At 62.4% G+C, this 26,333-nt stretch carries 22 protein-coding genes, 2 tRNA genes and 2 pseudogenes; 9 read left to right on the forward strand and 17 right to left on the reverse strand.

Annotated features, from left to right (window positions below; all coding sequences use genetic code 11):
* Positions 1 to 122: 122 nt before the first annotated feature.
* From HU737_RS25760 to HU737_RS25775, 4 genes are all read left to right on the forward strand, one after another.
* Positions 123 to 209: transfer RNA gene (locus tag HU737_RS25760), tRNA-Leu, on the forward strand.
* 80 nt (positions 210 to 289) lie between these two features.
* Positions 290 to 376: transfer RNA gene (locus HU737_RS25765), tRNA-Leu, on the forward strand.
* Positions 377 to 577: 201 nt separating this feature from the next.
* Positions 578 to 1,591, forward strand: coding sequence for an extracellular solute-binding protein (locus HU737_RS25770; protein WP_186555595.1), 1,014 nt, complete (start codon positions 578 to 580; stop codon positions 1,589 to 1,591).
* Positions 1,591 to 3,156, forward strand: coding sequence for an ABC transporter permease (locus HU737_RS25775; RefSeq protein ID WP_186555596.1), 1,566 nt, complete (start codon positions 1,591 to 1,593; stop codon positions 3,154 to 3,156). The genes HU737_RS25770 and HU737_RS25775 overlap by 1 nt, the downstream gene beginning before the upstream one ends.
* A gap of 54 nt (positions 3,157 to 3,210) precedes the next feature.
* On the opposite strand, the pseudogene HU737_RS26740 reads toward HU737_RS25775, so the two are convergent.
* The 13 genes and pseudogenes from HU737_RS26740 to HU737_RS25835 form a co-directional block, all read right to left on the reverse strand.
* Positions 3,211 to 3,726, reverse strand: a pseudogene (locus tag HU737_RS26740) (methyl-accepting chemotaxis protein); the annotation flags it as partial.
* 390 nt (positions 3,727 to 4,116) lie between these two features.
* A pseudogene (locus HU737_RS26745) lies at positions 4,117 to 4,809 on the reverse strand (methyl-accepting chemotaxis protein); the annotation flags it as partial.
* 583 nt (positions 4,810 to 5,392) lie between these two features.
* On the reverse strand, positions 5,393 to 6,685 hold the full coding sequence (locus HU737_RS25785) for an adenylosuccinate synthase (protein WP_012316474.1): 1,293 nt from the start codon (positions 6,683 to 6,685) through the stop codon (positions 5,393 to 5,395).
* A 57-nt stretch (positions 6,686 to 6,742) separates the two neighbouring features.
* A complete protein-coding gene (locus HU737_RS25790) occupies positions 6,743 to 7,930 on the reverse strand; it encodes an ATP phosphoribosyltransferase regulatory subunit (RefSeq protein WP_186555598.1) in 1,188 nt (395 codons plus the stop codon).
* 272 nt (positions 7,931 to 8,202) lie between these two features.
* Positions 8,203 to 9,072, reverse strand: a complete 870-nt coding sequence (hflC, locus tag HU737_RS25795; RefSeq protein WP_186555599.1) for a protease modulator HflC — start codon at positions 9,070 to 9,072, stop codon at positions 8,203 to 8,205.
* Positions 9,072 to 10,253 (reverse strand): FtsH protease activity modulator HflK, encoded by a 1,182-nt coding sequence (gene hflK / locus HU737_RS25800; RefSeq protein ID WP_186555600.1) that lies wholly within the window; start codon positions 10,251 to 10,253, stop codon positions 9,072 to 9,074. Before hflK ends, hflC begins: the two co-directional genes overlap by 1 nt.
* A 96-nt stretch (positions 10,254 to 10,349) precedes the next feature.
* A complete protein-coding gene (gene hflX / locus HU737_RS25805) occupies positions 10,350 to 11,651 on the reverse strand; it encodes a ribosome rescue GTPase HflX (protein WP_186555601.1) in 1,302 nt (433 codons plus the stop codon).
* A gap of 12 nt (positions 11,652 to 11,663) precedes the next feature.
* Complete coding sequence (hfq, locus tag HU737_RS25810; RefSeq protein WP_028631835.1) at positions 11,664 to 11,924, reverse strand: RNA chaperone Hfq; 261 nt, start codon at positions 11,922 to 11,924, stop codon at positions 11,664 to 11,666.
* Positions 11,925 to 12,016: 92 nt separating this feature from the next.
* The gene (miaA, locus tag HU737_RS25815; protein ID WP_186555602.1) at positions 12,017 to 12,988 is read right to left on the reverse strand and encodes a tRNA (adenosine(37)-N6)-dimethylallyltransferase MiaA; all 972 of its coding nucleotides are present in this window, start codon (positions 12,986 to 12,988) and stop codon (positions 12,017 to 12,019) included.
* A 1-nt stretch (position 12,989) separates the two neighbouring features.
* The gene (gene mutL / locus HU737_RS25820; RefSeq protein ID WP_186555603.1) at positions 12,990 to 14,882 is read right to left on the reverse strand and encodes a DNA mismatch repair endonuclease MutL; all 1,893 of its coding nucleotides are present in this window, start codon (positions 14,880 to 14,882) and stop codon (positions 12,990 to 12,992) included.
* Positions 14,879 to 16,318 (reverse strand): N-acetylmuramoyl-L-alanine amidase, encoded by a 1,440-nt coding sequence (locus HU737_RS25825; RefSeq protein ID WP_186555604.1) that lies wholly within the window; start codon positions 16,316 to 16,318, stop codon positions 14,879 to 14,881. Before HU737_RS25825 ends, mutL begins: the two co-directional genes overlap by 4 nt.
* Positions 16,319 to 16,792, reverse strand: a complete 474-nt coding sequence (gene tsaE, locus HU737_RS25830; protein WP_186555605.1) for a tRNA (adenosine(37)-N6)-threonylcarbamoyltransferase complex ATPase subunit type 1 TsaE — start codon at positions 16,790 to 16,792, stop codon at positions 16,319 to 16,321. It lies immediately after the preceding gene.
* Entirely contained in the window at positions 16,780 to 17,640 is an 861-nt protein-coding gene (locus tag HU737_RS25835) for an NAD(P)H-hydrate dehydratase (protein WP_186555606.1), read from the reverse strand. Before HU737_RS25835 ends, tsaE begins: the two co-directional genes overlap by 13 nt.
* Positions 17,641 to 17,703: 63 nt before the next feature.
* Here HU737_RS25835 and queG point away from each other — a divergent pair, with 63 nt between their 5' ends.
* Complete coding sequence (gene queG, locus HU737_RS25840; protein WP_186555607.1) at positions 17,704 to 18,780, forward strand: tRNA epoxyqueuosine(34) reductase QueG; 1,077 nt, start codon at positions 17,704 to 17,706, stop codon at positions 18,778 to 18,780.
* Between the two features lie 49 nt (positions 18,781 to 18,829).
* Here queG and HU737_RS25845 read toward each other — a convergent pair whose 3' ends face one another.
* Positions 18,830 to 19,441 (reverse strand): trimeric intracellular cation channel family protein, encoded by a 612-nt coding sequence (locus HU737_RS25845; RefSeq protein ID WP_186555608.1) that lies wholly within the window; start codon positions 19,439 to 19,441, stop codon positions 18,830 to 18,832.
* Positions 19,442 to 19,533: 92 nt separating this feature from the next.
* On the reverse strand, positions 19,534 to 20,076 hold the full coding sequence (gene orn, locus HU737_RS25850) for an oligoribonuclease (protein ID WP_186555609.1): 543 nt from the start codon (positions 20,074 to 20,076) through the stop codon (positions 19,534 to 19,536).
* 145 nt (positions 20,077 to 20,221) lie between these two features.
* On the opposite strand from orn, the gene rsgA reads away from it, so the two are divergent.
* The gene (gene rsgA, locus HU737_RS25855) at positions 20,222 to 21,253 is read left to right on the forward strand and encodes a small ribosomal subunit biogenesis GTPase RsgA (protein ID WP_186555610.1); all 1,032 of its coding nucleotides are present in this window, start codon (positions 20,222 to 20,224) and stop codon (positions 21,251 to 21,253) included.
* A gap of 182 nt (positions 21,254 to 21,435) precedes the next feature.
* Entirely contained in the window at positions 21,436 to 21,915 is a 480-nt protein-coding gene (locus HU737_RS25860; protein ID WP_186555611.1) for a molecular chaperone Tir, read from the forward strand.
* A gap of 32 nt (positions 21,916 to 21,947) precedes the next feature.
* On the opposite strand, the gene motB is transcribed toward HU737_RS25860, so the two are convergent.
* Both motB and motA read right to left on the reverse strand, forming a co-directional pair.
* Positions 21,948 to 22,955, reverse strand: coding sequence for a flagellar motor protein MotB (gene motB, locus HU737_RS25865; RefSeq protein ID WP_186555612.1), 1,008 nt, complete (start codon positions 22,953 to 22,955; stop codon positions 21,948 to 21,950).
* A 3-nt stretch (positions 22,956 to 22,958) separates the two neighbouring features.
* Positions 22,959 to 23,810, reverse strand: a complete 852-nt coding sequence (gene motA, locus HU737_RS25870) for a flagellar motor stator protein MotA (protein ID WP_186555613.1) — start codon at positions 23,808 to 23,810, stop codon at positions 22,959 to 22,961.
* 130 nt (positions 23,811 to 23,940) lie between these two features.
* Here motA and HU737_RS25875 point away from each other — a divergent pair, with 130 nt between their 5' ends.
* Positions 23,941 to 25,476: an HDOD domain-containing protein gene (locus HU737_RS25875; protein WP_186555614.1), complete on the forward strand. Its 1,536-nt coding sequence runs from the start codon at positions 23,941 to 23,943 to the stop codon at positions 25,474 to 25,476.
* Positions 25,477 to 25,523: 47 nt separating this feature from the next.
* Positions 25,524 to 26,333 (forward strand): thiosulfate sulfurtransferase, encoded by an 810-nt coding sequence (rhdA, locus tag HU737_RS25880; RefSeq protein WP_186555615.1) that lies wholly within the window; start codon positions 25,524 to 25,526, stop codon positions 26,331 to 26,333.

Consider the following 26,333-nt stretch of genomic DNA (forward strand, 5'->3'; position numbering starts at 1 on the left):
TTTGATTCGGGGGGTTTACAGCCTCATAGGGCGTCCGTATAGTGCGCACCACAACGACGGACACCCGACGTTGTAGTTGAGATGAACGATGTTGTAAAGCATCATGTGATTTCAACGAGTGTGCCCAGGTGGCGGAATTGGTAGACGCGCTGGTTTCAGGTATCAGTGACCGCAAGGTCGTGGAAGTTCGAGTCTTCTCCTGGGCACCAAATATTTCGAGTGATAGATAACAGGCTTATCTGTCAGTCAGCAAGAGATTCATCGCAGTACGCTGTAGATGTAAAGATTTGCCCAGGTGGCGGAATTGGTAGACGCGCTGGTTTCAGGTATCAGTGATCGCAAGATCGTGGAAGTTCGAGTCTTCTCCTGGGCACCATATAAAAACCCACTAGCTTGCTAGTGGGTTTTTTCTTGCCTGCGTTTTTTGTCCCCCACCCTGCTACCTGCCTATGCGCAAGCATCTGGGGGGAAATTGAACGATAGTCTGCTCATGAATTTCTCGTCACCCGGCCACTTGAGAAACAATTTCGTTTACCATTGTTTCCAAATATGTAGCCGTAAGCGAGGAAGTACCCGCATGACGATCCGTCCGCAACCGCTGATGCGCACCCTGGCCGCCGCTGTTCTGAGCCTGGTGATCGGCGCTCCGGCCGCCATGGCAGACGACCCGGTCAGCCTGACTTTGTACAACGGTCAGCACAAGGAAATCGGCGAGGCCATCGCCAAGGCCTACGAGGCCAAGACCGGCATTCATATCAATATCCGCAAAGGCAGCAGCAACCAGCTGGCCAGCCAGATCATCGAAGAAGGCGAGCGCTCGCCTGCCGACGTCATCTATACCGAAGAGTCGCCGCCGCTGAACAACCTCGGCGAGCTGGGCCTGCTGGCCAAGATCGACGACGCCACCCTGAACATGCTGCCCAAGGAATACGTTGCCGCCAACGGCAGCTGGATGGGCGTGACCGCGCGCACCCGCGTGGTGGTGTTCAACCCGAAGAAGATCGACCAGAAAGACCTGCCGCAATCGGTGATGGACTTCGCCAACCCTGAATGGGATGGCCGCGTGGGCTTCGTGCCGACAAGCGGCGCCTTCCAGGAGCAAGCCGTGGCCATCCTCAAGATGCACGGTCGCGATGCTGCCGAAGAGTGGCTGACTGGCCTGAAAGCCTTCGGCAAGACCTACACCAACAACATGGTCGCCCTGAAGGCCGTGGAAAAAGGCGAAGTCGATGCCGTGCTGGTCAACAACTACTACTGGTATGCCCTCAAGCGTGAGCGCGGCCAGCTGGATTCGCAGCTGTACTACCTGGCAGACGGCGACGCCGGCGGCCTGGTGACTATCTCCGGCGCCGCTGCAGTCAAGGCCAGCAAGCACCCGAAAGAAGCCCAGGCCCTGCTCAACTGGATGGCCAGCGAGGAAGGCCAGCGCGTAATCACCCAGACCACCGCCGAATACCCGCTGCATAAAGGCATGGTCTCTGACCAGGGCCTGAAGCCGTTCGAAGAGCTGCGTCCGCCGCAGATCACCCCAGCCGACCTTGGTAACGCCGAGGAAGCCCTGGAGCTTGAGCGCGAGGTCGGCCTGCTCTAATGACTGCCGCCCTGCCCCTCTCAGCCCAGGCGCGTTTCGTGCCACGCCGCAAGCGCCCCTCGATCTGGGTGGTGCTGCCTGTCCTGTTCCTGGTGACAATGAGCTTGCTGCCGTTGCTGTACGTCGCGCTCAAGGCCTGGGAGGCCGGCTGGCGGGAAGCATTGCATCTGCTCTGGCGACCCTTCGTCTGGGGGCTGATGCGCAACACGATGCTGTTGATGGTGGGTGTCACCTTGGTGTGCATGGTGGTCGGCCTGGCTTTGGCCTGGCTGCTCGAGCGCAGCGACCTGCCAGGGCGGCGCTTGTGGGGCGTGGTGCTGTGCCTGCCATTTGCCGTGCCGTCGTTCGTCAGCAGCTTCACCTGGGTGTCGCTGAGCTCGGGCTTCGAAGGGCTGGCGGGGGCGATCCTGGTCATGGCGCTGTCCAAGTACCCGCTGGTATTCCTGCCAGTGGCGGCCACCCTGCGCAATGTCGACACCTCCCTGGAGGAGTCGGCGCGCACCCTGGGCTGCAGCCGTTGGGGGGTGTTCTTCAAGGTCACTTTACCGCTGCTGTGGCCGTCGATGCTCGGCGGCGCCCTGCTGATCGCCCTGCACATGCTGGTGGAGTTCGGCGCCCTGTCGATCCTTGGCTTGCAGACGTTCACCACGGCGATCTATCAGCAGTTCGAGCTGGAGTTCAGCAACGCCAACGCCGCCATGCTATCGGCGGTGTTGCTGGCGCTGTGCCTGGTGATGCTGACCCTGGAGCTGCGCGTACGCGGCAAGGCGCGGCATGTGCGGATCGGCCAGGGCGTTGCGCGTCGTGCGCAGCCGGTGAAGCTGCGTGGCTGGATGCCGCTGGCGCAGGTGTTTTGCCTGGCTCTGGCGATTCTAGGCAGCGGGATTCCCCTGGCCATGCTCGGTTACTGGCTGAGTGTCGGCTCATCGGCGGCGTTCCCGGTGGGTGAGATCAGCAAAGCGCTGTTCACGTCCCTGTCGGTGTCATTGGGCGGCGCTGGTTTCTGCGTGCTGCTGGCGTTGCCGATCAGCTTCCTGGTGGTGCGTTATAAAGGTCGCCTGGCGATCTGGGCCGAACGCCTGCCCTACCTGCTGCATGCCCTGCCCGGACTGGTGATTGCCCTGACCCTGGTGTTCTTCGCCCTGCATTATGTGCCGGCGCTGTACCAGACCACCGCATTGCTGATCCTGGCGTATGCGCTGTTGTTCCTGCCGCTGGCCCAGGCACCGGTGCGCACGGCGCTGAACAAGGCGTCGCCGACCCTGGAAGAAGCCGCTCGCACGCTGGGCGCGAGCAGCTTCAGCGCGTTCTGCCGGGTGACCTTGCCGATTATCTTCCCGGCGCTGGCGGCGGCGTTTGCGTTGGTATTCCTGGATGCGATGAAGGAGCTGACAGCGACCCTGCTGCTTAGCCCGACCGGGATGACCACCTTGGCGACCGAGGTGTGGGCGCATACCGCCAATGTCGAGTTCGCGGCGGCCGCGCCTTATGCGGCATTGCTGATTGTGGTTTCGGGATTGCCGGTTTATTTGCTGACTACACGGATGTATTTGAACAAGGCATAACCAGGTATATCTTGCGCTTGAGCGTTTGGGGCCGCTGCGCAGCCCCAAATTCGCTCAGGCCCTGAACTGCCCAAGGCTCGCGCGCAACTGCGCAGCCAAGTCATCCAAGACCTTACCGCTGGCGGTGGTCTGCATCACTACCTGCGCCGACTGCTCCGCCTGCGCATGAATGGTCTCGACCCTTCCCCTGACCGCCTGCGCGCCATGCGCCTGCTGCTCGGCCGCGCGCGTAGCCAGGCCAATCGCCGCGTGCACCTGCTCGACCGCCGCCTGCACCGACTGCTGTCGACGCTCGTTATCGCGCAGCACCAGCAGCCCTTCGCTGGCTTGGCGTCCCGCCTGGCTAATGGTCGCCACGGCCTCCTTGGCCCCCTGCTGCAGGGCTACGATATGCGCCTGAATATCGCCCGTCGAGCTCTGGGTCTTGCTTGCCAGCGCCCGTACCTCATCGGCCACCACGGCAAAACCGCGGCCAGTCTCACCCGCACGCGCCGCCTCGATAGCGGCATTGAGGGCCAGCAGGTTGGTCTGCTCGGCGATGCCATGGATCACGGTCAGCACCACCTCGATCTGCTCGCTCTGCTTGGCCAGCCGCTCGATCACCTGCGAGCCCGCATCGACCTGGCCGGCGAGGTTCTCGATCAGGCCGGCCAGCTGGGTCGAGGTCCGACTGTTTTCGTCAGTGGCCTGGCGGATGTCAACCACCTGCTGCAAGGCCGCCTGCATCGCATGGCTTTCGGCTTGAGCCTCATCGGCCATGCTCGATAGATCGCGCAGGCTCGCCGCCACCTCATCGCGTTGCAGCGCGGCGGCAGCGTCAGCACCTGCGCTGCGCTGGGTCATGGCGCCGATTTCCACGCCGGTACGCTGGGCCACTTCGCCTGCTTCTCGCACGATCGGCTGGAGCTTGTCGACAAAGCGGTTGACTGCCGAAGCCATGTCACCAATCTCGTCCCGGCTGTCGAGGGTTACCCGCTTGGTCAGGTCGCCTTCGCCGGCAGCCAGATCATTCAAGGCAGCGATCAGCAGGCGCAGCTTGTTGACTACACGCCTGCCGAGCACCACGGCCACCACCAGCAACACACCGAGGCCGACCAGCACCAGGCCAAGGCCAATGCGCCAACGCAACTCACCCGCAGCATCCCGTACGGTCTGCGCAGTATTGGCCTGCATGGCAGTAGCGCTGTTCTGCGCTGTCTCCAGACGTGCGCGCAGGGCCTTGCCGCTGTCTGCCGCCGCAGCGCCCAGGCTATCGCCGACCAGTTGCTCACCACTGCCGATCAGCGCTGCGAAACGCTCATCCAGCGCCTTGAGCTCCTGCTCGACACCCGCAGTGGAAACACCCATCAAGACCTTGCCAATCTCTGCCCCGTTAGGGTTGATCGAGGCCTCGACGTAGTACACCGACGGGTCTTTACGCGCAGCGTCCAGCACTTTGTCCAGCGCCCGCTCGCCCTGCCCTTTGTCCATCAGCGCCTGGTTGATCGGGTTTTGCCGGTTCAGATAGCGCGTCAGGTGCTGGCCCTGAGCGTCGTCATAGATCACGAACAACACGTTGGGATTGCGCTGGGCACGCCGAGCGAAGTCGGAGAGCACTGGCACGTCGTTGTCCCAAATCGCCCGCGGGGCGACCGAGGCAAGCAGCTCGGCCATGTCGTTGGCCGAGTCCTTGAGGTTTTTCTCCAAGGTCGCGCGCAGTTGTTGCTGCTCGCTTTCCAAGCGCGTGGACAGGCCACTGCTCAGGCGCTGACGGGTGCTGGAGGAGAGGTTGTCGAGCCCACTGCGCACATCCTGGCCAGCCAGCTCCAGCTCGTTGGCCAGCTTGCGGCTGTCGGCACCCAGGCGCTCGCCAAGATCGGCTTCCAAGGCGGTGACCGTGCTCCGGGTCAGCGCAACGGCGACCAGCACCTGCACCAAAAGAGCGATACCCAAGGCAACAAACACAGGCCGCAAAAGGCGGCTTCGTAACAGTGAGAGGATGGCAGACACGGTGAAACCCTCGTGCTTCTGGCGCCATTATTTTGATGGCATCTACAGAGCGTTTTTACAGCAAGGGTTGTGCCGGAGGCAGCAGGCATAAACGCCAAGTTTATGCTGGTCTAATTGGCGCTGCGCTTTTTGGGAGCGCTGCGCGCTCTATCGCAGGCAAGCCAGCTACTACACGGATTACGTGAAGATCAAAAAAAACGCCGCGCCCCTTGCGGGAACGCGGCGTTCGATCAGCCTAGACGGCGAATCAGGCGAACGGATGACGCAGAACGATAGTCTCGTTGCGATCCGGGCCGGTCGAAATGATGTCGATCGGCGCGCCGGTCAGCTCTTCGATGCGCTTGATGTAGGCGCGAGCAGCGGCTGGCAGCTCTTCCAGGGTCTTGGCACCGAGGGTCGACTCGCTCCAGCCTGGCATCTCTTCGTACACTGGCTCCAGGCCGATGTAGCTGTCAGCATCGGAAGGCGCATCGATCACTGCACCATTCTCGTTCTTGTAGCCAACACAGATGTTGATGGTTTCCAGGCCGTCGAGTACGTCCAGCTTGGTCAGGCAGATGCCCGAGATGCTGTTGACGTCGATGGCGCGACGCAGGATGACGGCATCGAACCAGCCGCAACGACGGGCACGACCGGTGGTGGAGCCGAACTCATGGCCGCGCTTGGCCAGGGTGGCGCCAGTCTCGTCGAACAGCTCGGTCGGGAACGGACCGGAACCGACACGAGTGGTGTAGGCCTTGGTAATACCGAGGATGTAGTCCAGGTACATCGGGCCAACGCCGGAACCGGTGGAAATGCCACCAGCAGTGGTGTTGGAGCTGGTGACGTACGGGTAGGTACCGTGGTCGATATCCAGCAGCGAGCCCTGGGCACCTTCGAACATGATGTCCTTGCCGGCGCGACGCAGGTTGTGCAACTCGGCGGTGACGTCGAGCATCATCGGCTTGAGCTGCTCGGCGTAGGCCATGCACTCGTCCAGGGTCTGCTGGAAGTCGATGGCCGGCTCTTTGTAGTAATTGACCAGCTGGAAGTTGTGGTAGTCCAGCAGCTCACCGAGCTTGGCAGCGAAACGCTCGCGGTGGAACAGGTCGCCCACGCGCAGGCCGCGACGGGCCACTTTGTCTTCGTAAGCTGGGCCGATACCACGACCGGTGGTGCCGATCTTGGCTTCGCCACGGGCCTTTTCACGGGCCTGGTCCAGTGCTACGTGGTAGGACAGGATCAGCGGCGCAGCCGGGCTGATGCGCAGGCGCTCACGTACCGGTACACCCTTCTCTTCGAGCTTGGTGATTTCACGCATCAAGGCATCGGGAGCAACGACTACGCCGTTGCCGATCAGGCACTGCACGCCTTCACGCAGGATGCCGGAAGGAATCAGGTGCAGAACGGTTTTCTCACCGTTGATCACCAGGGTGTGGCCCGCGTTGTGACCGCCCTGGTAGCGCACTACGGCGGCAGCATGTTCGGTCAGCAGATCAACGATCTTGCCTTTGCCCTCATCACCCCATTGGGTGCCCAGGACGACGACATTCTTACCCATAACACTTGTCCTCATTCACGCAAACTTGGTTGCCGGCCTACTGCCGACCGAAAAATCTCAATGGGTCAGCGGCAGAACCTGCCAGCGCCCGTCTTGCTGAATCAATTGCCGATCACAATCCGCCTCAAGGGCAGCACTCAGCGGTTGCCCAGGCAGAGCCTGGACCACACGCTGGCCCTCGTTGCGCAACTGGCAGACCATCTGCCAGAGGGCCGCGTCACCGCTGTCGGGCATCCAGATCCCGCCAGACGGCAATACGACCTCCGCTCGCCCCAGTGTGACCAGGGTCTTCAAATCCGTGGAGAAACCGGTGGCCGGGCGTGCCCGGCCAAAGTCGGCGCCGATGTCATCGTAGCGTCCGCCCTGGGCGATCGACTGACCGACCCCCGGTACGAACACGGCGAACACCACGCCGGTGTGATAGTTGTAACCGCGTAGCTCGCCAAGGTCGAAGTACAGCGGCAGGTCCGGATAACGCGCTGCCAGGCGATCAGCGATCGCCAGCAGGTCATCCAGGGCAGCCAGCACACTGGCCGGCGCACGGCCCAGGCGTACACGGGCCTCGGCCAGCACTTCGCGACCACCGCACAGCTCGGTGAGGGCGCGCAGCATATTGCCGACGTCCTTGGGCAGGTCGGCAGTCAACGCGTTGACTTCATCGACCGCCTTGCGCTGCAGGGCATCGAACAGCTGCTGCTCGGCATCGCCCGACAGGTTGGCGGCGCGCGACAGGCCGCGGTAGATACCGACGTGGCCCAGGTCCATGTGCACATCCGGCACGTCGGCCAGCTGCAGCATCGCCAACATCAGGCTGATGACCTCGACGTCGCTGGTTGGGCTTGCATCGCCGTACAGCTCGGCGCCCAACTGGATCGGGCTGCGCGAGGTGGACAACTGGCGTGGCTGGGCGTGCAGCACGCTACCGGCATAGCACAGGCGGCTCGGGCCTTCACGGCGCAGGGTGTGCGCATCGATGCGCGCGACCTGTGGAGTGAAGTCGGCACGGAAGCCCATCAGGCGGCCAGACTGCGGGTCGACCACCTTGAAGGTATGCAGGTCCAGGTCCTGGCTGGCACCGGTGAGCAGCGATTCCAGGTACTCGATATGCGGGGTAACGACCAGTTCGTAACCCCAACTCTGGAACAGGTCCAACACCTGGCGACGCGCGATCTCGATGCGCGCGGCTTCAGGTGGCAGTACTTCCTCGATGCCATCTGGCAGCAGCCAGCGGTCTACCGTTGCCATTACGCCATTTCCCCTCTGGTCCGGGCGGCCTGCCAATGGGCGAGCCGTCAGTGAAGCAGGCATTGGCCCACAGCAGCAGGCAGCACTAATCCCAGCGCTACCGCCGTGCCAATTACCCTCGAATTACTAGCGCGCTGGCTGATCCCTAATGGGCAATCAACCTTGCAGACGCAAAAAAGCCGGGAAATTTCCCGGCTGACTCATCATACACCCCTTTTCTGTCAGGATGCACCCCGCCGGCAGTTTTAGCTGCCAGGCGGGGTTTACCCGAGTCAGGGCTTGCTCTTGTCCAGGTAGCGGAAGAACTCGTTCTTCGGATCCAGGACCAGCACATCGCTCTTGTTCGAGAAGCTTGCGCGGTAGGCCTGCAGACTACGGTGGAACGCATAGAAATCAGCGTCCTGGCTGTAGGCCTTGGCATAGATGGCAGCCGCCTGGGCGTCACCATCACCGCGGGTTTCTTCGGACTCACGATACGCTTCGGCGAGCAGTACGCGACGCTGACGGTCGGCATCGGCGCGGATACCTTCAGCCAGCTCGTTACCCTTGGCGCGATGCTCACGCGCTTCACGCTCACGCTCAGTGCTCATACGATCGAACACGCTGCGGTTAACTTCCTTCGGCAGGTCGATGGCCTTGACGCGCACGTCGACCACCTCGATACCCAGCTCTTTGTTAGCCATGCGGTTCAGCGAAGCGGTGATGTCAGCCATCAGCGCGTCACGTTCACCGGAAACCACCTCGTGCAGGGTGCGTTTACCGAACTGGTCACGCAGGCCGCTTTCCAGACGACGCGACAGACGCTCATCAGCGATCTGCTTGAGGCCCGAAGTCGCGGTGTAGAAGCGATCGGAGTCCTTCACGCGCCATTTGGCGTAGGCGTCGACCATTACCGCTTTCTTCTCAAGGGTCAGGAAGCGCTGGGTCGGAGCATCCAGGGTCATCAGGCGGGCGTCGAACTTGCGCACCTGGTTGACGTACGGGATCTTCACATGCAGACCAGGCTGAACATCGGCCTGAACCACACGACCGAATTGCAGCAATACCGCACGCTCGGTCTGGGCCACGATGTAGAAGCTGTTCCAGGCCACGATAGCCAGCACAACTGCGGCGATCAGGGCGATCAGCGATTTATTGCTCATCAGCGGCTCTCCCTAGTACGCAGCGACTGTTGTTGCTGTTGCAGGTCCTGCGCTGCACGCACGGCCGCATCGTTGACCGATGGCGACGCGCTGCTGCCGGCCGCGGCCGACGTGTTGCGGCTGCCTTCGACCATCTTGTCCAGTGGCAGGTAGAGCAGGTTGTTCTGCCCGTCCTTGGTTGCCACCATGACCTTGCTCGAGTTGCTGTAGACCTCTTGCATGGTCTCCAGGTACAGACGCTGACGGGTGACGTCCGGCGCCTTGCGGTACTCGCTGACCAGCTTGGTGAAGCGGTCGGCCTCACCCTTGGCGCGGGCAATCACTTCATCGCGGTAGCCGTTGGCATCCTCGATGATGCGCTGGGCCTGACCACGGGCTTCCGGCACCACGCCATTGGCGTAGGACTCAGCCTGGTTGCGGGCACGTTGCTCGTCTTCCCGGGCACGGATCACGTCGTCGAAGGCTTCCTGCACTTCACGCGGGGCTGCCGCGCTCTGTACGTTGACCTGGGTGACGGTGATACCGGTACGGTAGGTGTCGAGGAAGCGTTGCAGGCGTTCGCGGATATCCACGGCCATCTGCTCACGGCCTTCGGTCAGCACCTGATCCATCGAGGTGGAACCCACCACGTGGCGCAGGGCGCTGTCGGTCGCATGCTGCAAGCTCACTTCCGGCTGGTCGACGTTAAGCACGAAGTCCTGCAGGTTGGTGATCTTGTACTGCACGGTCAGCGGCACCTCGACGATGTTCTCGTCTTCGGTGAGCATCTGCCCCTGCTTGGTGTACGCACGCTCACGCGTGACGTTCTCCATGTACTTGCGGTCGATCGGCGGGAAATAGATGTTCAGGCCTGGACCCACGGTCTCATAGTACTTGCCGAAGCGCAGCACGACGGCCTGCTCCTGCTCGTCGACCACGTACACGGCACTGTACAGCCAGATCGCAGCCAACACCGCCAGGCCTATGCCCAGCAGGCCGTAGCCGCCACCCTTGCCGATATTGCGGTCACCACCGCCGCGTTTTTTGCTGCCGCCGAACATGCCGTTCAGGCTGTCCTGCAGCTTGCGGAAGGCCTCGTCGAGATCCGGTGGTCCTTTCTTGTCGCCACCACCGCCGCCGCCACGGCGGCCGCCCCAGGGATCCTGATTGTTCGAGTTGCCACCCGGCTCGTTCCAAGCCATAGCGCTCTCCATCTGATAAAGCAAAGACGCGCCCACGGCGCGCCGTCCAATGCTACAGAATGCCTGTCACGGCTGCCCGGCGACCTCGACGGGCATTTATTGCAAAGTGTGTTGCGCAATGAACGCTTGCGCCTCCATGCCTTCGCGGCTGACCAGGCGATTGAGCTCGACCATGGGCAGGCGCACGCTCAACAAGCTGCTGCCTTCATCGTCGTGTTCCTCGCCTTGCACTGCCCCCAGTTCAAAGAATTGCGCGCGCAGGCGAGCAAAACGCTGTTCGAGGCGCAGGGTTCCGACAAACAGATCATCCCCCAGCAATTCGGCAATCGCCTGGCCTACCAACTCCAGGCCACGTCCATCACGTGCCGATACCCAGACCCGCTCCGGCTTGCCATCGGCATCGCGCTGGATCTGCGGCTCGACATCTTCGAGCAGGTCGAGTTTGTTATAGACCTCAAGGATCGGCAAGCCTTCAGCACCGATCTCGCCCAATACTGCCAACACCTGCTCGATCTGCTCCATGCGCTCAGGCTCATGGGCGTCGATCACATGCAGCAGCAGGTCGGAGTTGCTCGACTCTTCGAGCGTAGCCCGAAATGCCTCGACCAGCTTGTGCGGCAAGTGGCGAATGAAGCCCACAGTGTCGGCCAGCACGATCGGCCCCAGGTCATCGAGCTGCAAACGGCGCAGGGTCGGATCGAGGGTGGCGAACAGTTGGTCGGCGGCGTAGACGTCGGATTCGGTGAGGGCGTTGAACAAGGTCGACTTGCCGGCGTTGGTATAGCCCACCAGCGACACCGACGGGATATCCGCGCGCTTACGCCCGCGCCGCGCCTGCTCACGCTGACTGCGAACCTTCTCCAGGCGTGCCTTGATCTGCCGCAGGCGTACCCGCAGCAAGCGCCGGTCAGTCTCAAGCTGGGTTTCACCCGGACCGCGCAGGCCGATACCACCCTTCTGCCGCTCAAGGTGGGTCCAGCCGCGCACCAGCCGCGTGCTCATGTGCTCCAACTGGGCCAGTTCGACCTGCAGCTTGCCTTCATGGGTACGCGCCCGTTGGGCGAAGATGTCGAGAATCAGCCCGGTACGGTCGAGCACGCGACACTCGAAGACTCGTTCGAGGTTGCGCTCCTGACTGGGCGTGAGGGTGTGATTGAAAATCACCAGATCTACCTGTTCGGCTTTGACCAGGTCGCGTAACTCTTCGACCTTGCCGCTGCCAATCAGGTATTTGGCGGTAGGCTGGTGCCGCGTCACTGTAGACAGCGAAACGATCTCAGCTCCGGCCGACAGTGCCAGTTCCTGAAACTCCTGCGGGTCTTCGCGCGCCTCAGGGTTCTGACCTTCCAAGTGAACGAGCAGCGCTCGCTCACCACCACCGTGGCGCTCAAAGAACAATGCAGGCTCCTATCAGGCGTTGCCTGGCTCGCTGTCGCCGCTCTCGGAATCGGACGGGCTTGGCAGGCGAACCGGACGAGCTGGGACCACGGTCGAGATAGCGTGCTTGTAGACCATCTGGCTGACGGTGTTCTTCAGCAGTACCACGAACTGGTCGAAAGATTCGATCGAGCCCTGCAGCTTGATCCCGTTGACCAGATAGATCGAAACCGGGACCTTTTCTTTTCTCAAGGTGTTCAAGTAAGGGTCTTGTAGCGAATGCCCTTTTGACATATGCCGCACTCCTGTAAGGATCAATAGTAAAAAACACGAAAATTCGATAATTACGCCGCCCATTCGCAAGAGTAGACGGCAATTGCAGGGACTCAGCTCAATATGGAGACGGACCCAAGGTATTTCAAGGTGCGGGACAGATTGTCGCAGGCCAGGCTATCCAGCCAGTGTACGTCGGACCAGCCGCGCAACCAGGTGAACTGCCGTTTGGCCAGCTGGCGAGTGGCAATGATACCGCGTTCGCGCATCTCATTCTCATCTAGCTTGCCATCCAGGTAATCCCAGACCTGCCGATACCCCACTGCCCGTATAGACGGCAGCCCCGCGTGCAAGTCACTTCTGGCGCGCAGCTTTCGGACCTCGTCGACGAAGCCCTGTTCCAGCATCTGCGAAAATCGTAGCGCAATTCGCTGATGCAAAATGTGACGATCTGTAGGAGCAATCGCCAGGCTGGCGACAGTATAGGGCAAATGTCCGCCCGCGCCTGCGTCTGCGCCGCTACTTTCGGCCAATTGCCGCTGGCGATGGGCCGTCATGCTCTCGCCGCTGACCCGATACACTTCCAGCGCTCGGATCAGCCGTTGCGGGTCATTGGGGTGGATGCGTGCAGCCGACTCGGGGTCGACCTCAGCCAACTGCCGGTGCAGCTCAGCCAGGCCCAACGCACTGGCCTGGGCCTCAAGCTCGGCGCGTACTGCAGGGTCGGCAGCAGGCATGTCAGCCAAGCCATCGATCAACGCCTTGTAATAAAGCATGGTGCCGCCGACCAATAGCGGGATCTTGCCGCGCGCGGTGATCTCGGCCATGGCGGCCAGGGCATCGGTGCAAAATTGTGCGGCGGAGTAGCTCTGGGCCGGGTCGATGATGTCGATCAAGCGGTGCGGATAGGCGGCCAATAGCGCCTTGGAAGGCTTGGCGGTGCCGATATCCATGTCGCGGTAGACCAGCGCCGAGTCGACACTGATCAACTCGCACGGCAAGACCTTGGTCAGTTCGATAGCAAGGTCGGTCTTGCCGGCCGCTGTCGGGCCCATGAGGAATATTGCTGGGGGTTTACCGCTCATTTCATCGACCGCGCAGGAAGAGTTTGTCCAGATCGTCCAGGCCCATCTGGGTCCAGGTCGGTCGACCATGGTTGCACTGGCCGCTGCGTTCGGTGTTTTCCATGTCACGCAGCAGCGCATTCATCTCGGGAATGGCCAAGCGCCGGTTGGCGCGCACGGCGCCGTGACAGGCCATGGTGCCGAGCAGCTCGTTGAGGTGCGCCTGGATGCGGTCGCTGGTGCCGTATTCCATCAGGTCTGCCAATACGTCCTGGACCAGGCGATTGGCTTCGGCCTGCTTGAGCAGTGCCGGAATCTGGCGGATAGCCACGCTTTCCGGCCCCAGGCGCTGCAACTCGAAGCCCAAGCGCTGGAACCACTGCGCATGCTCTTCGGCGCAATCGGCCTCGCGCTGGCTCAGTGCCAGAGACTCCGGCACCAACAGTGGCTGGCCGCTCAAGCCTTCGCTGGCCATGGCCACCTTGAGCCGCTCGTACATGATCCGCTCGTGGGCGGCATGCATGTCCACCAGCACCAGACCGACGGCGTTTTCGGCCAGGATGTAGATGCCTTTGAGCTGAGCCAGGGCATAGCCCAGTGGCGGTACATCACCCTGGCTTTCGGGCAAGGATGACGGTGCACCGCCAGGCAGTGGCGCGAAGAACTCGCGGTAGGCTGCCTGGGCTTCGGCAACGGGCAACGGCTGCGATGGGCGCGGCGTGTACTGATACTGATACCCGGCGCCAGCACCGGAGCTGGAAAACTGCTGCGGTTGTGCCTGCGGCTGTTCCAATACCGGTGAGGCCAGGCGCATTTCACCTTGCGGGCCAAATTCGCCAGCCTGCTGACCACTGGGCCGGACCATCTCACTGGCCGCCGCCGGGGCCGCCAGCTGGTCTTCCGGCCGTACATCGGCCAAAGCCCGGTGCAAGGTGCCGTAGAGGAAATCGTGCACTGTGCGGCCTTCGCGAAAGCGCACCTCATGCTTGGTCGGGTGAACGTTGACGTCGACGCCGTTGGGCTCAAGCTCAAGGAACAACACGAAGGTCGGGTGGCGGCCATTGAACAGCACATCGCGGTAGGCCTGGCGCACCGCGTGGGCGACCAGCTTGTCGCGCACGGCGCGGCCGTTGACGAAGAAGTACTGCAAGTCGGCCTGGCTGCGCGAGAACGTCGGCAGGCCAACCCAACCCCACAAGCGCAAGCCATTGCGCTCGACATCGATCGGCAGCGCCTGCTCAAGAAAGCCCGGGCCACAGATCGCACCGACCCGCCGCGCCCGCGCAATCTCGTCGGGGGCATCGTGCAGGCTGAGAATGGTCTTGCCGTTGTGGCGCAGGTGGAAGCCGACATCGAATCGAGCCAGGGCCAGACGCCGGATAACTTCCTGAAGATGGTCGAACTCGGTCTTCTCGGCCTTGAGGAACTTGCGTCGAGCCGGCGTATTGAAGAACAGGTCGCGAACCTCGACCGAGGTGCCCACCGGGTGCGCCGCAGGCTGCACCCGCGGGGTCATGTCGCGGCCTTCGGTCTCGACCTGCCAGGCCTCGCTGGCATCGGCCGTGCGCGAGGTCAGGGTCAGGCGCGCCACCGAGCTGATCGACGCCAGCGCCTCACCCCGAAAGCCCAGGCTCAACACCCCTTCGAGGTCTTCCAGCTCGCGGATCTTGCTGGTGGCATGGCGTGCCAGGGCCAGCGGCAAGTCATCAGGCGAGATGCCGCTGCCGTTGTCACGCACGCGCAGCAGCTTGACGCCGCCCTGCTCGACCTCGACCTCAATGCGCTTGGCGCCAGAGTCGAGGCTGTTTTCCAGCAGCTCCTTGGCCACCGAGGCGGGCCGTTCGACCACTTCGCCGGCGGCGATCTGGTTGGCCAGTCGCGGGCTGAGCAACTGGATGCGCGAACCACCACTCATTGTTGCGACGCCAGGGTCGTGCCCGGAATATCCAGGTGCTGGCCCACCTTCAGCTCATCAGTCTTGAGGCTGTTGCTGCTGCGCAGGCTGGCCACGCTGACCTGGTAACGCACGGCGATCATCGCCAGGGTTTCGCCTGGACGCACAGTGTGGTCGCGCGGGCCTTGGGCGATCTTGCCGCTGTCACGCAACCAGGCAATGTAGGTGCCAGGTGGCGGGCTTTGCTGGAAGTACTGGCGTACGCCGGTATGGATCGAGCGGGCCAAGGCCTGCTGATGGCTCCTGGTCGCCAGCTTGGCGGCTTCGTTGGCGTTGGAAATGAAGCCGGTCTCGACCAGGATCGAGGGAATATCCGGCGACTTCAACACCATGAAGCCTGCCTGCTCCACGCGTCGCTTGTGCAGCGAAGTGATGCGCCCCATGTTGCCCAGCACCTTCTGCCCCACATCGAGGCTGGAGCTGAGGGTGGCGGTCATCGACAGGTCGAGCAGCACGCCCGCGAGCATACGGTCCTTGTCGTCCAGGCTGACGTTGCCCGCGCCACCGATCAGGTCGGAACGGTTTTCGGTGTCTGCCAGCCAGCGCGCAGTCTCGGACGTAGCACCCCGGTCAGACAGGGCGAACACCGAGGCGCCGAAAGCAGCCTTGGAGGGTGCGGCGTCGGCGTGGATCGAGACGAACAGGTCGGCGCCCTTCTTGCGGGCGATCTCGGTGCGCTTGCGCAGCGGAATGAAGTAGTCACCGGTGCGCGTCAGTTCGGCCCGATAGCCCTTCTCACTGTTGATCTGGCGTTGCAGCTCCTTGGCGATCTGCAACACGATGTCTTTCTCGTGCTGGCCACGCGAACCCGAGGCGCCCGGGTCTTCACCGCCGTGCCCGGCGTCGATGGCGACCACGATATCGCGCTTGCCGCTTGGCGCCGGTGGCAGCTTGATCGCAGGCTGGGTCGGCGTTACCGGGACAGCCGGAGTGGTAGCCGGGGTTTGTGCCGGTGGCGGCGTCGGCGTGCTGGCCGCAATGGCATCGGCTTCCTGGTCGTACAAATCGACCACCAGGCGGTTGCCGTATTGGGCATTGGGAGCCAGGGTGAAGCTTTTCGGCGTGACCGCTTTTTTCAGGTCGACCACCACGCGCAGATCGGTAGGCGTACGCTGGGCCGAACGCACACTGCTGATCGGTGTATTGGATGTGGAGACGTTGAGCGGCGCGGCCAAGGTCGCACCGTTGATATCGATGACCAGCCGATCCGGCGCGCTCAGGGTGAACACACTGTGCTGCACCGGGCCGGACAGGTCGAAGACCAGCCGTGTGTTATCTGGCGCGCGCCACAGACGCATGCTCTTGACTTGCGTGGCGGCCAGAGTGTTGACGGTGACCGCTGTGAGCAGCAGACCGACAACGGCGACCAGTGCGCGTATGCGCATACCTATCCCCATTTACTGTTTGAATTGTTCGGCCAGCGCGGTGCACCAGGCTTCGCCGCGAGGCCCCTGCGGCGACAGATACAGCGAGCGTCCGCCCGCTTGCGGGCTTATGGTAATGGTCAGGTCAGGCTTTGGCAAAACGCCCGCACCTTTCTGGGGCCATTCGAACAGGCACAAGGCATCATCCTCGAAGTAATCGCGGATCCCCATGAACTCCAATTCTTCCGGATCGACCAGCCGATACAGGTCGAAGTGGAAAGCGCGCACCGCGCCAATCTCGTAGGGTTCAACCACGGTGAAGGTCGGACTCTTGACCGGGCCAACATGGCCCAAACCGCGAATCAGGCCGCGCGACAATGTGGTTTTGCCAGCCCCCAGGTCGCCCTCGAGAAAAATCACGCCATGACCGCCGGTCACCTGGGCCAATTGCCCGCCGAAGGCTACGGTGGCCTCTTCGTCGGCCAGAAACAGGGTTACACCTGACACGCTGAATGCTCCTCCAATAATTCACGAATGACCGGCAGCAGATCACTGGCTGCCAGGCCTCTGCCTTTTACCCCCAAGCGCTCGCCCGCGCAGGCATGCAGCCAGACGCCCAGGCAAGCCGCCGACCAGGCGTCCAGGCCCTGCGCCAGCAGCGCCGCCAGCACCCCGGTAAGCACATCGCCAAGGCCTGCGCCGGCCATCGCAGGATGACCCCGCCCGCACAGCGCCACCTGCCCCGCCGGGTCAGCGACCAGGGTGCCAGCGCCCTTGAGTACGCAGATGCTGGCGTATCTGCGCGCCAGCTTACGCGCAGCGCCCGGCCGGTCGGCCTGCACGGCTTCGGTCGACACCCCAAGCAACCGCGCCGCCTCGCCCGGGTGCGGGGTAAGAATGCTAGCGCTGGGCAGGGCCAAGGGCGTGCGGGCCAGCAGGTTAAGGGCATCGGCGTCCCACACTTGGGGGCGCTCGGCATTGGCAACTGCCGACAACAAGCTGCGCCCCCAAGCCGCCTGACCCAGGCCAGGGCCTACCACCAGCACCGATGCCCGTTCCAATACGGTCATCAGCTGATTGGCCGAACTCACGCCCAAGCACATGGTTTCAGGTAGACGAGCCAGGGCTGCGGGCACGTGTTCGGGCCGCGTGGCAATGCTCACCAGGCCAGCCCCACAACGCAGCGCTGCTTCGCTACTGAGCAACACCGCACCGCCGGTACCCAGGTCGCCTCCGACCACCAGCACGTGGCCAAAGTCACCTTTTTGGGCGTCTGGACGGCGCGGCGGCAGGCTGGCCAAGCTGGCACGGCTGAGCAGTTTTACCGGGTTGGCAGGGTGTTTGGTCTGGGGCATGGGGTCAAAGGCTCCGATGTCTGGCAGAATTATACGCACCTGAGCCTGTAATGCCTGTCATCCATGTCCGCTTGTACTCCTGACCTCGCCGCGCTGGCCCAATCGATCAAGGATTGGGGCCGTGAACTCGGCTTCGCCCATGTCGGTATCGCTGGTGTAGACCTTGGCGAGCATGAGCTGCACCTGCAACGCTGGCTCGACGCGGGCTATCAGGGCGAGATGGACTACATGGCTGCGCACGGCAGCAAACGCGCCCATCCCGACCAACTGGTGCCCGGAACCTTGCGTGTGGTCTCGCTGCGCATGGACTACCTGCCCGGCGACACGCGCATGGCGCAGTTGCTGGCGCAACCAGACAAAGCCTATATATCGCGCTATGCCCTGGGTCGCGACTACCACAAGCTGGTGCGCAAGCGCGTGCAGCATCTGGCCGATCGGGTGCAGCAAGCCATTGGCCCGTTTGGCTTTCGCGCCTTTGTCGACAGTGCCCCGGTGCTGGAGAAAGCCATTGCCGAGCAAGCCGGGCTAGGCTGGATCGGCAAGAACACCCTGCTGCTCAACCGCAAGGCGGGCAGCTACTTCTTTCTTGCCGAACTGTTCGTCGACCTGCCACTGCCGGTAGATGACGCGCAGGTCAGTGAGCACTGTGGGCGTTGCCAGGCATGTCTGGACGTGTGCCCGACCCAGGCGTTTGTCGGGCCCTACGTGCTCGATGCGCGGCGCTGCATCTCGTACCTGACCATCGAATTGAAGCAGGCGATACCGGTCGAGCTGCGACCACTGATCGGTAATCGGGTGTTTGGCTGCGATGATTGCCAGATCGTCTGCCCGTGGAATCGCTTTGCCCGGCCAACCCAGGAGAACGACTTCAAGCCGCGTCATGGCCTGGATAATGCTGAGTTGGCTGCGCTGTTTCTCTGGGACGAGGCGACCTTCCTGGGCAACACCGAGGGCTCGCCGCTGCGCCGGGCCGGTTATGAGCGCTGGTTGCGCAACCTCGCGGTGGGGCTGGGCAATGCGCCTTCGACGATCCCGGTGCTGGAAGCCTTACAGGCGCGCCGCGAGTATCCGTCGGAGCTGGTCAGGGAGCATGTGGAGTGGGCGCTGGCCCAGCATGAGGCGCGCACAGCCCCGCTCTGAACTCACGCGGGAGCGGGCTCGCCCCGCGATAGAATCGGCACTGACGAAATCACTGCTGGTCGTTGTAGTGGAACTTGGGCATTTCCCAATGGAAACGAATCGCCAGCAAACGCACCAGAAACCCGCCAAACAAGGTCAGCAGCATCGCCTGCTCCGCTGGCACCTGGAAGTGCACGCAGCCCAGGTAGAACCACGCAGCGGCAAACGACACGCTGGCATACAGCTCTCGGCGGAACACCAAGGGAATGTCGTTACAGAAGATATCCCGCAGGATGCCGCCAAACACCCCAGTGATCACCCCGCTGATCGAGGCCACCAGCATGCCCTGACCCATTTCCAGCGCGGTCATGCAGCCAATCAGGGTAAAGGCCACCAGCCCCAGCGCATCGAGTACCAGGAACAGCGAACGCAGGTGGCGCATCAACGGCGCGATGAAGATGGTCAGCAGCGCGGCGAAGCTGGTCAGTACCAGGTACTCGGGGTGCTTCACCCAGGTCAACGGGTAGTGCCCGAGCAGCACATCGCGCACCGAACCGCCACCCAGGGCAGTCACGCACGCGATTAGCACCACTCCAAACCAGTCCATCCCGCGACGACCGGCAGACAAGGCACCGGTCATGGCTTCGGCGGTAATGGCGATGAGGTAGAGCATCAACAACATGGTGGCTGTCCGTGCAGGAAAGGCGCGCAGTCTACCCAGTTGTTCGGAGCACCAAAAGAGGGCGCGCCGAGTCTGATCGGCGCACGCGATGCTCAGACCTTGATGAAGTGCTCGCGGTAGTGACGCAGCTCGGCGATCGACTCGCGAATATCGTCCAGGGCCAGGTGCGTGCTGCCCTTCTTGAAGCTGTCACGCACATCCGGCGCCCAGCGCGCGGCGAGCTCCTTGAGTGTGGAGACGTCGAGGTTGCGGTAGTGGAAATAGCTTTCCAGGGTTTTCATGTGGCGATACAGGAAGCGCCGGTCCTGGCAGATGCTGTTGCCACAGATCGGCGACTTGCCCTTAGGCACCCATTGTTCGAGGAACTTGACGGTTACAGCCTCGGCCTCGGCCATGCTGATGCGGCTTTCGCGCACGCGCTGGGTCAGACCGGAGGCGCCGTGGGTGCGGGTGTTCCACTCATCCATGCGCGCCAGCACTTCATCGCTGTGGTGGATGGCGATCACCGGGCCTTCGGCCAAGGTATTGAGGTTGCTGTCGGTGACGATGGTGGCCATCTCGATGATGACGTCGTTGTCCGGATCCAGACCGGTCATTTCCAGATCGATCCAGATCAGGTTCTGTGTGTTGTCCATGAAGGCGCTCCTCGAATAGGCCATCATCTTACCCTAGCGGCCAATGTCGATGCAGTCGCGAGCAAAAAGGTAACCGGATGGCACACAGGTGGAGCGTGCTAAACTGCCAGCCGTTTTCTTTCTGCCCCGCCAACACGGAACCTTCATGGCCAAACGCCAGCTCAATCGCCGCCAGAACTGGCGCATCGAAAAAATCCAGGGCGAGCGCGCCGCACGCGCAGCCAAACGCGAGCAACATGCCTTGCAGGAACTGGAGGGTGGCGACCTGGGGCCCGAGCAATTTGGCCTGGTAATCGCCCACTTTGGCGTACAGGTCGAGGTCGAGGCGCAGGACGGCGAAGTCGCCGGGCAGATCTTCCGCTGCCACCTGCGGGCCAACCTGCCGGCACTGGTCACCGGTGACCGAGTGGTTTGGCGCGCGGGCAACCAAGGAATTGGCGTCATCGTCGCGCAGTTGCCGCGCAGCACCGAGCTGTGTCGGCCAAACAACCACGGCCAGCTCAAGCCGGTGGCGGCCAACGTCGACCTGATCGTAATCGTCTTCGCCCCGGCCCCCGAGCCCCACGCCAACCTGATCGACCGCTACTTGGTAGCCGCCGAGCATGCCGGCATCCGCCCCTTGCTGCTGCTGAACAAGGCCGACCTGGTCAACGAGGAAAACGGCCCAGGGCTGAACGCCCTGCTTGAGGTCTATCGCGACCTGGGTTATCCACTGCTAGAAGTTTCCGCGCATCAAGGCGATGGCATGCAGCGCCTGCAAGAGCTGCTCGATGGCCACACCAGTGTGTTCGTCGGCCAGTCTGGCGTGGGTAAGTCCTCGCTGGTCAACAGCCTGTTGCCCGCCGCCCAAACCCGCGTGGGCGATCTTTCCGAGTGGTCCGGACAAGGCACGCACACCACCACCACCGCCCGCCTCTATCACTTTCCCAATGGCGGCGACCTGATCGACTCACCGGGCATCCGTGAGTTCGGCCTAGTGCACGTCAGCCGCGATGATGTCGAAGCAGGCTTCATCGAATTCAGCGACCTGCTCGGCAACTGCCGCTTCCGCGACTGCAAACACGACCGCGAGCCTGGCTGCGCACTGCTCAAGGCGTTGGACGAAGGGCGGATCAAGCCGCAGCGGATGCACAGCTATCGCTCGATCATCGCCAGCTTGAGTGAAGATACCTACTAGATTTCCGTAGGAAAAACTACCGACGCAAGTAGGACGGCTCTCGTTTAATCGTCAGCTATTGTTCCGCCCCGGTCTTTCCTTGATGGTCATGGCTCAAGCCTCATCAGGGAAGAGCCGACTATGACCTCCACACCCGCAACATTCGCAAAGCGCCCCGCCCTCCATCAAGGAGGGCCTAGCTGATGCCCGTCGTCATCTGCTACCGCCACAATGAACGGCTCGACGCCTTCATTCTCAATGAGCGCTTGCTGCTTGAGGATGTTCCAACTCAACTGGTGCAATTCGACAGTATCGGGCAAACCACCGAAGACCTTTGCGGCGGCCTTTGCCAGCAACTCAGTGATGCCACCCATCTGATTGGCGTGCTCTCCAGCGAGGGCGCGCAGCAATGGTGGACGGCATGGTTGATGGGCGCAGCGGTCATGGCCAGTCGGCGGGTCAGCCTGTACCAGAGTGGCGCGCAGTCATTGCCAGAACATCTAGGTAAGTGGCCGGTTATGCGCAGCCGTGAGCACATCGAGCTGTTTGTGCGCGCCTACCATGATGAACGGACCTTTGAGCGGGCGATGTCGCTGCCACCGGTGCGTTTGCACAGTGTCGACCGGAGTAATGCGGATTTCTTTCATGCCGATCTCAAGGCCAAGATTCGGCGGGGCTTTTGAATGAAGTGGGGCGCTTAGCGCCCCACTTGCCCTTATTCCTTGGGCTCATCCATCTTCAATGTGCCATCTTCGAAGATGTTCAGCTTCTGGCGCAACTCGCGAGGCTGCATCAGCTCGGCGGCTGCTCCAGGCGCTGCTGGCGCCGCAGCGCCAGGGGCGGCTGGCGCTGCCGGTGGTGCCTCAGGCGTACCCTGCTCGCCTTCGATGTTACGCTGGGCCTTCTTGGTCAAGACGATGATATCGATGCGCCGGTTGACCGGGTTGAACGGATCCTTGCGATCGAACAGCGACGACGAGGCATAACCGACCACGCGCGCCACCTGATCATCCGGATAACCACCCGCCACCAGTGCCCGCCGCGCAGCGTTGGCACGGTTGGCCGACAGCTCCCAGTTACCGAACTCCCCAGCGCCGGCATACGGTTTGGCATCGGTGTGGCCGCTGACGCTGATCTTGTTCGGCACCGCCTTGATGGTGTCGGCCATGGCCAGCAGGATGTCTTCGAAGTACGGCTGCAAGCGTGCGCTGCCGATATCGAACATCGGCCGGTTCTCGGCATCCATGATCTGGATGCGCAGGCCGTCCTGGGTGATCTCGAACAGGATCTGGTCCTTGAACTTCTGCAGCTGCGGGTTTTCCTCGACCTTGTTCTGCAACTCTTGCAGGAGCAGGTTCAAACGCTCCTTCTCGACCTGCTCGGCCATGGTCTCGACCTGGTCCTTGTCCAACTGAATGCTGGTGTCAGGGGTCGGCTCGGACTTTTCTTCTGGGTTGATGGTCTTTTCTGGCGCCAGCTGCGGCGAGCCGCCCAGGTCGATGACGTAGGGCGTGCCGCTTTCAGAGAAGCCAATCGGATCCTTGAAGTAGCCGGCAATGGCGATCTTCTGCTCAGGTGTGGCGGTCGACAGCAACCACAGCACCAGGAAGAACGCCATCATCGCCGTGGCGAAGTCGGCGAAGGCGATCTTCCAGGCGCCGCCGTGGTGCCCGCCACCAAAGCGCTTGACGCGCTTGATGATTATCGGCTGATTGTTTTCCATGACTCAGCGACCGCGAACCGCTTGTTCCAGCTCGGCGAAGCTCGGACGGTGCTTGGGATAGAGCACCTTGCGCCCGAATTCGACGGCCAGCGATGGCGGCATGCCAGAGGCCGAAGCAACCAGCGAAGCCTTGATCGCCTCGTACAGGTTGACCTCTTCCTTGGCGTCGTGCGCCAGGCAGGTGGCCAGGGGGCCGAAGAAGCCGTAGGCAGCCAGAATACCGAAGAAGGTACCGACCAGTGCCGCACCCACGTGCAGGCCGATCGAGGCCTGGTCGCCTTCACCCAGCGAGGCCATGGTCACGACGATACCCAGTACCGCGGCGACGATACCGAAACCAGGCATGCCGTCGGCGATGCCGGTCACCGCATGGGAGGGGTGATCGAGTTCTTCCTTCATGCTCAGCAGCTCCATGTCGAACAAGCCTTCGAGCTCGTGCGGGGCCATGTTGCCGGTGGACATGATGCGCAGGTAATCGCAGATGAACGCGGTCATGCGCTCATCACCCAGCACTGCAGGGTATTTAGCGAAGATCGGGCTGGCCGCAGCGTCTTCGATATCGCTCTCGATTGCCATCATGCCTTCACGACGGCTCTTGTTGAGGATCTCGTAAACCAGGCCAAGCACCTCCAGATAGAAGGTGTGGGAGAAGCGCGAGCCGAACATCTTCATCGACTTCTTGATCACATGCATGGTCATGTAACCAGGGTTGGCCTGCAGGAACGCGCCAAAGGCCGCACCGCCGATGATCAGCACTTCGAACGGCTGGATCAGCGCCGCGATCTTGCCGTGGGAGAGTACGTAGCCGCCGAGCACGCTCGCGAATACGACGATGATGCCGATAATTTTAGCCATAGGTTCAAAGCACTTGCTGTCGTGGTCAGGGTCGGGGACGGGAGCTTTAAAACTCTTCTTCTACTTATCGGCAGAACTGCGCCAGACTATAGCCACTCAAAGCGAAAAGCCAGTTTGGACTGATGTCAAAATGCCAATTGAAGCCAAGGTACCAGGTCAGATTCCGCGCACCCTCGATGGCTGGATAAAGCTGCTCGACAGCGTCCGCCTGCCGGTGCCGAAAGAAAGCCACGACCGTGTTTTAGCCGCAATCAATGACAGCCGTAGGTCCCTGCGCGAAATCGCCGAACTGATGCAGGACAGCCCGGCCCTGGTGCTTTGCGTGATGCGTGAGGCCAATCATCCAGCCAATGCCAGCCAGGCCGAGCCCGCCGAAAGCCTTGAGGTGGCCGTCAACCGCCTGGGCCTGGAGCGTACCGCCCAGTTGCTGACGCGCCTGCCCGCGCTGCCGGGCGACGACATCCCACCAGTGCTGCGCCAATTTCTACTGATCAGCCAACACGCCTCGCAGCAGGCCAGCGGCCTGTTCGCCAGCCGCCTGGCTCGACTGTGGCAGGAAATCCACTGGGGTAGCCTGTTGTTCCTGTCGCCGCTGTGGCCATTGGCCCTGAGCCACCCCAAGCTGCTGGACGCCTGGGAGCTGCGGGTGATCCACAAGGGTGAAGATGCCACCGAAGTCGAACAGGAGCTGTTCGGGGTCCGCATCATGGAGTTGTGCCAAGCCGTTGCCAGTCACTGGCGCCTGCCCGAGTGGGTGACCCAGGGCTATCGCTTGCTGACCAGCGAACGCGAGTTGCTCGCCCAAGTACTGAACATCGCCCGCGAACCCGACAGCCTCACCCAGCAACACCGGCTGGATGAAGAGCCCGGCCTGCGCCGCTGGTTCAACCAGCCGGCCAACACCGTGCTACTGGCCAACGGCCTGGCCCTGGCCGCCCAGGTTGGCTGGGACAACCCGCACCTGCTGCGCTGGCAATTGCTGACTGCGCTGTATTTGCAAACCAGCCTCGATGACGTGCAGCAGCAGGTCCACCAACAAGCGGCGGCCAGCGCCCGCCACCATGCGCGCCACGCCCTGTTCCACCCAGCCGAAGCGCTGATCTGGCCGTGGCAGCAACGCCGGCCGCACCCCGACATGCTCACCCCGCCGCCGCCGCCCAGTGAAGACCTGGTCCGCTGGCGTAAGCTGTGCAGTGAACTGTTGGCCCAGCCAAGCCCTTTCAGCAACGCCGTGCACCTGGCTAGCCAGGCCTGCGAAGCGCTGTTGGCCTGCGGCATGCAGCGGATCATGCTACTGATGCACGATAAGCCCAATGACGCTTTGCTCGTGCAACAAGCGGCTGGTTTGCCCAGTGAAGCCGCAGCCCTGAACTTGCCAGTAGCCCAAAACAAACTGTTACAGCGCTTGACCAGTCAGGCCGGACAGCTGCGCCTGACCCCGGACAACCATGCGCAGTTTTCTGCCCTGCTGCCCGCAGCACTACGCGCGTTGTTCCGCAGCGAGCACCTACTGCTGCGCTCGCTGGCCGTCGATGGCCAGGTACTGATGCTGATGATTGCCGACCAGGGCGGTAAGCCGCTGGCTGATGTCGGTGTGCAAGCCTTTGGCAAAACCGCGCAGTGCGTAGAGCGTGCCCTGGCCACCTTCAGCAAGCCCAATCGTTAAGCCTTACGCTACAATCGCCCCCTCACGTTCCACCCTGGAGACTGTGGATGACTGACTTTTCCGGCTTGCCGCTGGTGATCGAACCGGCTGACTTGCTGTCGCGCCTGGATTCGCCACAGCTGATCCTGGTCGATCTGACCAGTGCCAACCGTTATGGCAGCGGGCACATTCCCGGCGCTCGCTTCGTCGACCCCAAGCGCACTCAGCTTGGCCAGCCGCCGGCCCCCGGCCTGCTGCCGGCACGTGCCGACCTGGAAAAACTGTTCGGCGAACTCGGCCACCGCGATGACGCCGTTTACGTGGTGTACGACGACGAGGGCGGCGGCTGGGCTGGGCGCTTCATCTGGCTGCTGGATGTCATTGGCCATAGCAAGTATCACTACCTCAATGGTGGTATCCAGGCATGGCCGGCTGACAAGTTGTCCACCGACGTGCCGGCCAGCGCTGGCGGCCCGCTGAGCCTGACCTTGCATGCCGAACCCACCGCCACCCGCGAATACCTGCAAAGCCGCCTGGGCGCTGCCGACCTGGCCATCTGGGACGCCCGCGCGCCCAGCGAATACCGCGGCGAGAAGGTCTTGGCGGCCAAAGGCGGACATATCCCTGGCGCGGTCAACTTCGAGTGGACCGCCGGCATGGACATGAATGACCATCTGCGCATTCGCAAGGACATGGCCGAGATCCTCCAGAACCTGGGCATCACCCCGGACAAGGAAGTGATCACCCACTGCCAGACCCATCACCGCTCCGGTTTTACCTACCTGGTGGCTAAATCCCTCGGCTACCCACGGGTCAAGGCCTACGCCGGCTCCTGGGGCGAATGGGGTAACCATCCGGACACGCCTGTAGACGTTTAA

Source organism: Pseudomonas urmiensis (assembly GCF_014268815.2).
Lineage (GTDB): Bacteria > Pseudomonadota > Gammaproteobacteria > Pseudomonadales > Pseudomonadaceae > Aquipseudomonas > Aquipseudomonas urmiensis.

What these genes read in the sequence shown, in the direction of transcription:
- HU737_RS25770 (WP_186555595.1), top strand. Translation starts at nt 578, where the DNA reads ATGACGATCCGTCCGCAACCGCTGATGCGCACCCTGGCCGCCGCTGTT.
- HU737_RS25775 (WP_186555596.1), top strand. Translation starts at nt 1,591, where the DNA reads ATGACTGCCGCCCTGCCCCTCTCAGCCCAGGCGCGTTTCGTGCCACGC.
- HU737_RS25785 (WP_012316474.1), bottom strand. Translation starts at nt 6,685, where the DNA reads ATGGGTAAGAATGTCGTCGTCCTGGGCACCCAATGGGGTGATGAGGGC.
- HU737_RS25790 (WP_186555598.1), bottom strand. Translation starts at nt 7,930, where the DNA reads ATGGCAACGGTAGACCGCTGGCTGCTGCCAGATGGCATCGAGGAAGTA.
- hflC (WP_186555599.1), bottom strand. Translation starts at nt 9,072, where the DNA reads ATGAGCAATAAATCGCTGATCGCCCTGATCGCCGCAGTTGTGCTGGCT.
- hflK (WP_186555600.1), bottom strand. Translation starts at nt 10,253, where the DNA reads ATGGCTTGGAACGAGCCGGGTGGCAACTCGAACAATCAGGATCCCTGG.
- hfq (WP_028631835.1), bottom strand. Translation starts at nt 11,924, where the DNA reads ATGTCAAAAGGGCATTCGCTACAAGACCCTTACTTGAACACCTTGAGA.
- miaA (WP_186555602.1), bottom strand. Translation starts at nt 12,988, where the DNA reads ATGAGCGGTAAACCCCCAGCAATATTCCTCATGGGCCCGACAGCGGCC.
- mutL (WP_186555603.1), bottom strand. Translation starts at nt 14,882, where the DNA reads ATGAGTGGTGGTTCGCGCATCCAGTTGCTCAGCCCGCGACTGGCCAAC.
- HU737_RS25825 (WP_186555604.1), bottom strand. Translation starts at nt 16,318, where the DNA reads ATGGGGATAGGTATGCGCATACGCGCACTGGTCGCCGTTGTCGGTCTG.
- HU737_RS25835 (WP_186555606.1), bottom strand. Translation starts at nt 17,640, where the DNA reads ATGCCCCAGACCAAACACCCTGCCAACCCGGTAAAACTGCTCAGCCGT.
- queG (WP_186555607.1), top strand. Translation starts at nt 17,704, where the DNA reads ATGTCCGCTTGTACTCCTGACCTCGCCGCGCTGGCCCAATCGATCAAG.
- HU737_RS25845 (WP_186555608.1), bottom strand. Translation starts at nt 19,441, where the DNA reads ATGTTGTTGATGCTCTACCTCATCGCCATTACCGCCGAAGCCATGACC.
- orn (WP_186555609.1), bottom strand. Translation starts at nt 20,076, where the DNA reads ATGGACAACACACAGAACCTGATCTGGATCGATCTGGAAATGACCGGT.
- rsgA (WP_186555610.1), top strand. Translation starts at nt 20,222, where the DNA reads ATGGCCAAACGCCAGCTCAATCGCCGCCAGAACTGGCGCATCGAAAAA.
- HU737_RS25860 (WP_186555611.1), top strand. Translation starts at nt 21,436, where the DNA reads ATGCCCGTCGTCATCTGCTACCGCCACAATGAACGGCTCGACGCCTTC.
- motB (WP_186555612.1), bottom strand. Translation starts at nt 22,955, where the DNA reads ATGGAAAACAATCAGCCGATAATCATCAAGCGCGTCAAGCGCTTTGGT.
- motA (WP_186555613.1), bottom strand. Translation starts at nt 23,810, where the DNA reads ATGGCTAAAATTATCGGCATCATCGTCGTATTCGCGAGCGTGCTCGGC.
- HU737_RS25875 (WP_186555614.1), top strand. Translation starts at nt 23,941, where the DNA reads ATGCCAATTGAAGCCAAGGTACCAGGTCAGATTCCGCGCACCCTCGAT.
- rhdA (WP_186555615.1), top strand. Translation starts at nt 25,524, where the DNA reads ATGACTGACTTTTCCGGCTTGCCGCTGGTGATCGAACCGGCTGACTTG.